At 31.2% G+C, this 6,898-nt stretch carries 7 protein-coding genes; all 7 read left to right on the top strand.

The window, feature by feature from the left end; all coding sequences use genetic code 11:
* On the top strand, positions 1-436 hold a 436-nt coding region (locus tag ACI3VO_RS02425), incomplete at its 5' end, for a PaaI family thioesterase (RefSeq protein WP_439756383.1).
* A gap of 191 nt (positions 437-627) precedes the next feature.
* A complete protein-coding gene (locus ACI3VO_RS02420; RefSeq protein ID WP_439756382.1) occupies positions 628-1,542 on the top strand; it encodes a hypothetical protein in 915 nt (304 codons plus the stop codon).
* 135 nt (positions 1,543-1,677) lie between these two features.
* Positions 1,678-2,766 carry an iron-containing alcohol dehydrogenase family protein gene (locus tag ACI3VO_RS02415; protein WP_439756381.1) on the top strand — a complete coding sequence of 363 codons (1,089 nt, stop codon included), beginning with the start codon at positions 1,678-1,680 and terminating at the stop codon, positions 2,764-2,766.
* Between the two features lie 227 nt (positions 2,767-2,993).
* Complete coding sequence (locus ACI3VO_RS02410) at positions 2,994-3,407, top strand: hypothetical protein (RefSeq protein WP_439756380.1); 414 nt, start codon at positions 2,994-2,996, stop codon at positions 3,405-3,407.
* 3 nt (positions 3,408-3,410) lie between these two features.
* Positions 3,411-4,256 carry a DUF5685 family protein gene (locus ACI3VO_RS02405; protein WP_439756379.1) on the top strand — a complete coding sequence of 282 codons (846 nt, stop codon included), beginning with the start codon at positions 3,411-3,413 and terminating at the stop codon, positions 4,254-4,256.
* Entirely contained in the window at positions 4,249-4,992 is a 744-nt protein-coding gene (locus ACI3VO_RS02400; protein ID WP_439756378.1) for a DnaJ domain-containing protein, read from the top strand. Before ACI3VO_RS02405 ends, ACI3VO_RS02400 begins: the two co-directional genes overlap by 8 nt.
* Positions 4,993-5,042: 50 nt before the next feature.
* On the top strand, positions 5,043-6,785 hold the full coding sequence (gene dnaK / locus ACI3VO_RS02395) for a molecular chaperone DnaK (RefSeq protein ID WP_439756377.1): 1,743 nt from the start codon (positions 5,043-5,045) through the stop codon (positions 6,783-6,785).
* Positions 6,786-6,898 lie beyond the last annotated feature (113 nt).

The raw sequence follows: 6,898 nt of genomic DNA, 5'->3' as shown, positions 1-6,898 counted from the left end.
TAAGAATGAAAGGAATTGTATTTTTATGGATTATCAAAAAATTATAGATTTCAGAAATAATTCTGAAGGCTTCACAATGGTCAATGGTATAAAAATAACCAAGGTTTCAGAGGGATATGCAGAAGGTGAGATAACAATAACTGATAGTCATCTAAATATGTCTAAGGGAATTCATGGAGGATGTATATTTTCTTTAGCGGATTCAGTTGCAGGATCGGCAGTTTGGTCTAGAGGAAAAAAAGCCACAACTAGTAACAGTAATATAAGCTTTTTAAGACCTACTTTTGGTGTAAAGAAATTAATCGCAAAGGCTAAAGAGGTCAAATACGGCAAAAATCTTTTAGTATATGATGTCGATGTAGAGGATGAAAAAAATAGACTTATAGCTAGAGCAACAGTAACATATTTTAATTTAAAAGAAGATTTAAATTTATAATGCATATGAAATTATAAAAATCATAATAAAATATATTTAAGCTATTCAAAAAAATCGATTTAGTAGTATAATTAAAATTGTGAAAAAAATAAATTATGTTTATCTAAGTTTTTTTTAGTGATATAATTTGCTATATGTCAAAAATATCTTTAGTCTAGTATAAAATTTTAATAGGAGTGAGGGTGTTAATTATGAAGTTAAAAAAAGCATTGGCTTTAATTATAATATGTGCATTTGTATTAACTGGATGCAATAACGACAAGAAGTACAATGAATATATGGAAAATGGAGAGCAAGCAGTTAAACAAGAGCAATACGAAGAGGCATTAGACTATTTTGAATCAGCACTTGATGAAAAAGAAGGAGATGCAGAAGCGACTGCTCTACATGAACAAGTAGAAAAAATTATGCAAGTAGAAGCAAAAATGAAGGCTAAATTATATGAAGAAGCTATTGAACTATGTGATGAAATTTTAGCAAGCCAAAGTGAAAGTACAGTAGGAATAGATGCTGCTAAGAAATTAAAAGCAGAATGTGAAAAATTAAAAGAAGAGCAAGAAAATTTAACTTTTAGAGAAGATATAGAAAAAAGAATAAGTGAAGTTAAAGAGCTTATGAAAAAAGAAGAATATATGAATGCTAAGGTTAAAATAGGATATATAATTGACGAGATTTCTGACAAAGCAAATTATTCAAATGAACTAAAGGAATGTGAACAGTTACTTAAAACATGTACTGAAAAATTAGATGAGATTTCTAAGAAGGAAGAAGCTGAAAAACAACAAGCATCAACTGACGATAAAAAAGAAAATACTAATAAAAATGACAGTAATAAAAATAATGGTGATAATAACGACACTAGCAATAGCGACTATGAAATCGACTTTAATGATGAATTAAAGAAACAAATAGCAGTTGCAGGGGCAGCATATGTAGAATTTTACTTTGAATACGGTGAAGATACAGCACCAAGTAAATTTGCAGAACAGGCTTATGAGGATACAGAAAATGATACTCCTCTAGGAGAATATAAGGAAGAAGGAAAAACAATATTTATGAATGCATTCAAAGAAGCATTTGAAGCCACAGGTAATGAATATTATTAAAATATACAAAAATGTCTTGATGAAAAATATTATAATTATACAAAAATTTAATATTATATATTTTTTTCCAATAAATTAAGTGTTAGAATAATATGGTAAATAATTTGGTAAAAATATTAGGAGATGATTTAAATTATGGGTAATTATAATGTATATCTTCCAAGTTACTCAGTAGGAACTGACTGCTACAAAGAGATACCAAACGTAGCACGTAGATTTGGAAAAAAAGCGATAGTAATAGGTGGTAGAACTGCTATAGAAAAATCTAAACAAGCAATAATAGATGGTGTAGCAGGCTCTAATGTAGAACTAATAGACTTTATAGTATATGGTAATGACGCTACTTACGAAAATGTAGAAAAATTAACATCAGATGAAAGAGTAAAAAATGCTGATATCATATTTGCTGTAGGTGGGGGTCGTGCTGTAGATACTTGTAAGGTTGTTGCAGATAAATTAGACAAACCTATATTTACTTTCCCAACATTGGGTTCAAACTGTGCTTCAGTAACTGCAATATGTGTTATGTACAATGAAGATCACACATTTAAAAACTATTATTACTTAGATGGTCCAGCAGATCATACTTTTATAAATACACAAATAATAGCTGAATCACCAGAAGATTTATTATGGGCTGGTATAGGTGATGCTTTATCTAAAGAATGTGAAGCTGTTTATTCTTCACAAGATGTAGAACTACCTCATACACCATTAATGGGTCTTGGAATAAGTACGGTTTGTACAAGTCCACTTGTTAAATACGGTAAAAAAGCACTAGAAGACTGCAAAAATAATCAAGATTCTTATGAATTAGAACAAGTAGCTCTTGACATAATCATAAGTACAGGTATAGTTTCTAACCTAACTACTACAGAAAATGATTACTATTACAACAGCTCATTAGCTCATGCTTTCTACAATGGAGCTACTTTAGTAGAAGGAATCAGAGGATTACACGGAGAAATAGTTTCATTCGGTGTTTTAGCTTTACTTACTTGTGCAGGAGAAATAGAAAAGAGAAACGAAATAGCTGCATTTAACAAAGAATTAGGATTACCAGTTTGTCTAGCAGATTTAGGAATAGACAAGAGCGGTATACAAACAATAGTTGACAAGGCTGTTACTCTAGTTGAATGGAATGCTATAAAGGACAGAGTTACAAAAGAAATGTTCGCAAAAGCTATAGCTGATTGCGACGATTACGGAATGACTTTAAAATAATCTATTTAGAGTTTAAATATATACGATTATTAAAAGAGATGCTAAAATATATTTGTTTTGGTGTCTCTTTTTTATGTGAAAAATAGTGCATATTTATCGCATAACAGACTTAAATTATATTAGAAAACCTATGTTAATATTGGGTACATAAATAAATCTTATTATAACAAATATAAAAGATAGTGTATAAATAGATTGTGTGAAATAAATGAAATAGGAGAAGGAAAATGAAAGAAAAATTAGCGAGATTTATGCAGGGAAGATATGGAAATGACCAATTGAATAATTTTTTAATGAAGGCATTTTTAGTAGAATTTCTATTGTATTTTTTACTAAGAGGTGTAAGTAGAGGTTTATCTACTGTAATGTATTACTTAGGATTTGCAACTATAATCTATGTATATTATAGATTGTTTTCTAGAAATATATATAAAAGAGCTTCTGAAAATCAAGCCTTTTTAAATAAGACAGCAAATATAAGAAGTAAAATAAATAGCCAAAAGTCTATGATGCAGCAAAGAAAGACTCATCGTATATACAAATGTCCTACATGCAAGCAAAAGGTTAGAGTTCCAAAGGGCAAGGGAAAAATAAGCATTCACTGTCCAAAATGTGATACTTATTTTATAAAAAGGAGCTAGAGGATGTTTGGATATGTTCTTATAAACAAGGAGGAGCTTAGGTTTAGAGAATTCGATGTATATAGATCGTATTATTGTGGAATGTGTCAGGTTTTAAAAAAGAGAAGTGGAAATCTTGCACAGGCTACTTTAAACTACGATATGACATTTTTACAGCTTTTACTTACAAGTCTTTACGAGCCAGAGACGAAGCTAGAGGTATTTAGATGTAAGCTCCATCCTTTTAAGAAAACTATTAAAAGGACGAATGAAATTACTGATTATATAGCTGATATGAATTTATTTTTATCGTATTTGAAGTGTGTAGATGATTGGAAGGATGAAAGAAAAATTAGTAGTAAGCTGTATTCATTTTTAATCAGCAGAAAAATAAAGAAAATAAGAAAGCTTTATCCTGGAAAAACCAACAAATTAGAAAATATACTAAAGGCTTCACGTGAATATGAAAGTAAAAACGAATACGATATAGATAAAATAGCAGCTTATTCAGGAGAGCTTATGGCTGAAATTTTTTTATATAGAGAAGATGAATGGAGAGAGCCTTTATGTAAGATGGGCTTTTTCCTTGGAAAATATATATACCTTATGGATGCCTATGAAGATATAGAAAAGGATGTAAAAAAGGGGAATTACAATCCTTTTACAGAGATATATAAAAACGAAAATTTTGATGACTTTGTTCAAAAAATTTTAACCATGATGATTTCAGAATGTGCTAGGGAATTTGAAAATTTACCTATTATTGAAGATGTGGATATTTTGAGAAATATTTTATATTCTGGCGTTTGGTCAAAATATAAATCAGTTAGAAACAAGAGAGAAAAATTAGAGGAGGAAGAAAATGACTGATCCTTATCAGGTTTTAGGAGTATCTAGGGATGCTTCAAAGGAAGAAATAAAAAAAGTATATAGAAAATTGAGTAAAAAATATCATCCAGATGCTAACATAAATAATCCAAACAAAGATCAATACGAAGAAAAATTCAAAGAAATACAACAGGCGTATCAAACTATTATGAAGCAAAAAAATGGTGGAGCTTCTAGCTACGGAGGCTACTCAAATAGCTCAGGAAGTTATGGAAATCAAGGAAATCAAAGCTATGGTGGAGGATATAATGGTCAGGATTTCGGAGATTTTGGTGGATTCGATTGGTTCGGAGGTTTTGGGTTTGATGGAAATCAACAGCAGCAAAGGGGATACAATCCAAATTTTGGACAAGAGGAAGATGTACATTTGAGAGCAGCGCTTAATTATTTTAACAATGGATATTACAATGAGGCTAGAAATGTACTTGATGGTATAGAAAACAGAACATCTAAATGGTATTACTACAGCGCAAATGTAAACTACAAATTAGGCAACAATATTAAGGCATTAGAAGAGGCAAACAGAGCTCTTCAAATGGAGCCAAACAACCTACAATATCAAAGATTAGTAGATATGCTTGAGCATGGAGGCACTTGGTACACTAACCAACAGACTACATACGGTTATCCAGGAGGAGGCTTCAATAGTGCTTGTATACAATGCTGTATGTGGAATCTTATGTGCAATTGTTGCTTAAATTCATGTATGTTCCATTAAGATTTTAGATTTTTAATATAGATAATTTTGTAATTAATAGGAGGCACAAGGTGAGCAAAATAATAGGGATTGACTTAGGAACAACAAATTCATGTGTAGCCGTTATGGAGGGTGGTTCGCCTACAATTATATCAAATGCTGAGGGGTTTAGAACGACACCATCAATAGTAGCTTTTACAAAGGATAGCGAGAGATTAGTAGGCGATACAGCTAAGAGACAGAGTGTTACAAATGCAGATAGAACAATTTCATCTATAAAAAGACATATGGGTACAAGCTATACTGTGAATATAGACGGTAAGAAATGGACTCCAGAGGAAATATCAGCGATGATTTTGCAAAAATTAAAAAAGGATGCTGAGAGCTATCTAGGAGAAAGTGTAACTGAAGCAGTAATAACTGTTCCTGCATACTTCAATGATTCACAGAGAAAGGCTACTAGTGATGCCGGCAAGATAGCAGGGCTTGAAGTAAAACGTATAATAAACGAGCCGACAGCTGCAGCATTATCTTACGGTCTTGACAATGAGAGTTCCCAAAAGATAATGGTTTATGACTTAGGTGGAGGAACATTTGATGTCTCTATAATAGAAATAGGAGATGGTATTATTGAAGTAATGGCCACTTGTGGAGATAATCATCTAGGTGGAGATGATTTTGATAAAAAAATCGCTGATTATTTAATTGAAGAATTTAAAAAATCAGACGGAATAGATTTATCTAAGGATATAGTAGCTCTACAAAGGGTAAGAGAAGAAGCTGAAAAGGCTAAAAAAGAGCTTTCAGCAGCAATTACAACTAATATAAACCTACCATTTATAGCTGTTGGAAAAGACGGCCCAAAGCATATGAATATAGATTTAACTAGAGCAAAATTTGATGAGCTGACTTACGATTTAGTTGAAAAAACAGTTATACCAGTCAAAAATGCTCTAAGCGATGCAGGAATATCGACTAGTGAATTGAGTAAGGTTCTACTAGTTGGAGGCTCAACTAGAATTAAAGCTGTACAAGACAAGGTCAAAGAAATAATAGGCAAAGAACCTAGTAAAAATTTAAATCCAGATGAATGTGTAGCATTAGGAGCTGCTATTCAAGGTGGAAAGCTTGCTGGTGATCCAGGTTTAAATGAGGTACTATTATTAGATGTAACACCGCTATCTCTTTCTATTGAAACTATGGGTGGAGTATCTACAAGACTAATAGAGAGAAATTCAACTATACCTACAAAATACAGTCAAATATTTACTACTGCAGCCAACTTCCAAACATCTGTAGATATCAAGGTTTTACAGGGGGAAAGAAGATTTGCAAAGGACAACAGAGTAATAGGAGAATTTAAGTTAAAGGGAATAAAAAGAGCTCTAAGAGGAGTTCCTCAAATTGAGGTTACCTTTGAAATAGATGCTAATGGTATATTAAACGTTTCAGCTAAGGACTTGAAAACAGGAAATAGCCAAGGTATAACAATAACAGCGAGCTCTAATTTATCTGATGAGGATATAGAAAGAGCGATAAGAGACGCCCAATCATATGCTTCTGAGGATAACAAGAGAAAAGAATATATAGATATTTTAAATGATGCAGAATCACTTGTGTATAAAGTTGAACAGGGATTAAATCAATCTAAAGAATCTATAGATAGAGCGAAAAAATCAGAGATAAAATCTGAATTGAGAGTGCTTAAAAGGCTAGTTAAAAAAGCAAAACCAGAAAAAATAACTGATATACAGGTTGGTGAAATCAGACAGGCAAAGGATAAGCTTGAAATGACAGCTAGAAATATAATATAAGCTTGATTTTATATAGATAAAATATATAATAAAAAAATATTTAAATAAATGAGTTAAAAAAAGTATTGACAAATTTATACAAATTGTATAATATTAATAACATAACAAATAAA

The organism is Intestinibacter sp. (assembly GCF_051866655.1).
In the GTDB taxonomy this organism is placed as follows: domain Bacteria; phylum Bacillota; class Clostridia; order Peptostreptococcales; family Peptostreptococcaceae; genus Intestinibacter.
Note: the sequence above shows the minus strand (reverse complement) of the source record. Positions and strands in the feature narration are given on the sequence as shown.

Bases quoted from the DNA above. Each gene is read 5' to 3' on its own strand.
- ACI3VO_RS02420 (WP_439756382.1), top strand. From the start codon at position 628: ATGAAGTTAAAAAAAGCATTGGCTTTAATTATAATATGTGCATTTGTA.
- ACI3VO_RS02415 (WP_439756381.1), top strand. From the start codon at position 1,678: ATGGGTAATTATAATGTATATCTTCCAAGTTACTCAGTAGGAACTGAC.
- ACI3VO_RS02410 (WP_439756380.1), top strand. From the start codon at position 2,994: ATGAAAGAAAAATTAGCGAGATTTATGCAGGGAAGATATGGAAATGAC.
- ACI3VO_RS02405 (WP_439756379.1), top strand. From the start codon at position 3,411: ATGTTTGGATATGTTCTTATAAACAAGGAGGAGCTTAGGTTTAGAGAA.
- ACI3VO_RS02400 (WP_439756378.1), top strand. From the start codon at position 4,249: ATGACTGATCCTTATCAGGTTTTAGGAGTATCTAGGGATGCTTCAAAG.